General features: G+C 32.8%; 3 protein-coding genes. 1 reads left to right on the top strand and 2 read right to left on the bottom strand.

Features of this window, described 5'->3' with window-relative positions:
• The coding region (locus tag BFL01S_RS19570; RefSeq protein WP_061786717.1) for a DDE-type integrase/transposase/recombinase at nucleotides 1-320 on the top strand (320 nt) is incomplete at its 5' end.
• Between the two features lie 132 nt (nucleotides 321-452).
• Here BFL01S_RS19570 and hepT read toward each other — a convergent pair.
• Together hepT and mntA are read right to left on the bottom strand one after the other, a co-directional pair.
• Nucleotides 453-857, bottom strand: a complete 405-nt coding sequence (gene hepT / locus BFL01S_RS19565) for a type VII toxin-antitoxin system HepT family RNase toxin (RefSeq protein WP_061786716.1) — start codon at nucleotides 855-857, stop codon at nucleotides 453-455.
• Nucleotides 847-1,254, bottom strand: coding sequence for a type VII toxin-antitoxin system MntA family adenylyltransferase antitoxin (gene mntA, locus BFL01S_RS19560; protein WP_061786715.1), 408 nt, complete (start codon nucleotides 1,252-1,254; stop codon nucleotides 847-849). Before mntA ends, hepT begins: the two co-directional genes overlap by 11 nt.
• Nucleotides 1,255-1,427 lie beyond the last annotated feature (173 nt).

Below are 1,427 nucleotides of genomic sequence, written 5' to 3'. Positions count from 1 at the left end.
CCAAGCCTCGTGTGATCACAGTAGACAAGAACCCAGCCTATCCTATGGCGATTGAAGAGTTAAAGAAAGAGAAAAAGATGCCCGTAGGCATCCAAATACGGCAGGTAAAATATCTGAATAACATTGTGGAACAAGATCATCGATTTATTAAAAAACGAGTGCGCTCTATGTTAGGGTTGAAATCTTTTCGTACAGCTACATCTATTCTTTCGGGAATAAAAGCGATGCATATGATTAAAAAAGGACAACTTGTTTTACGGGACAAGTCTGTCCAAAATCAAGTGAAGTTCATTCATCAACTGTTTGGGTTGATTACTTAAGGCGAACAGTCACTAGGAATCTGTGGCTTTTTTAGATTTTCTTCAAATATTTGCACCAGAACCTAAGCAAAGTATACCAGTGCCACCTAAAATAGCCGTTATCAAATAAACAAAAAGTTTAAGGTTTTTTAATCAATAATTAAGAATTTGCTTTGTATAAGTAGTAAAGTCATCTAAATGTTTATCTAAGATCTTTTGTAAGATGTCTTGATTGATTGCTTGATAATCATGCACTGCAATATTACGAAAACCTACCATTGCTTTCATCCTGTAAGAAATTTCACTTGTTATAATAGATTGTGACTCTAACATATCAAAAGCTTCTCTGCTCGTTTGAGGTAGGCCTAAACGTTCTTCAGCAACAATGTGCATGGCTAGATCAATACAAGCTTCACATGCACGTTGAATATTTAAAATAATGGAGTCTTGTTTTGTATAATCCAGTAAGTTTTTAGGGTCCTGTTGGTATACTTCCAGAATACGCTTGTTACATCTTTCAATTACACTAATTTTGTTTAAAATAACATCATTTCTCATAAATACTCCCACTTTCATCTACTTTCTTTAATATATCTTTTCGTTCCTCATTTAATTTTGCGTACATTTTTAAGGCTTTCATTTGTTCACTCATACGCAACCTATCATCATTTGAATAAATAACTGTTCCAGTCATATAAATTTGAGCTTGAAAAACCGTAGAAGCTTCTGCGATATTCACTAAATCAACTTCTCTTTTTAATATAGTTGCTAACTCTTGAGCTAACATAAAAATTTCGTATTTCTCTAATTTTTTATGCTTTACATAAAAACCAATATCAATATCACTTTCTTGATGGGTTGTTCCTTTTGCAAACGACCCAAATACGATGATAAAGGAAGGGTCTATGTGGGTATGTAAAAAGTCAGTAATAGATTGAACAATCTGGCGATCCATGAAATCACTCCCTTAGTTACCTATATCTATTGTAGCAAATTTTATTTCAATGACTGAGAGTAGATGCTACTTTTTAATTTAATCTGTGGCAACTCATTAAATATGTTGTATGAAAGGTTTTTTATCTTACTTCTCTCTCATTATAATCGACTTGTGAATTTCCTATTCTTTAT

The sequence above is a fragment of the Priestia flexa NBRC 15715 genome, from assembly GCF_001591565.1.
Classification (GTDB): domain Bacteria; phylum Bacillota; class Bacilli; order Bacillales; family Bacillaceae_H; genus Priestia; species Priestia flexa.
This window is presented reverse-complemented; position numbering and strand designations above follow the sequence as displayed.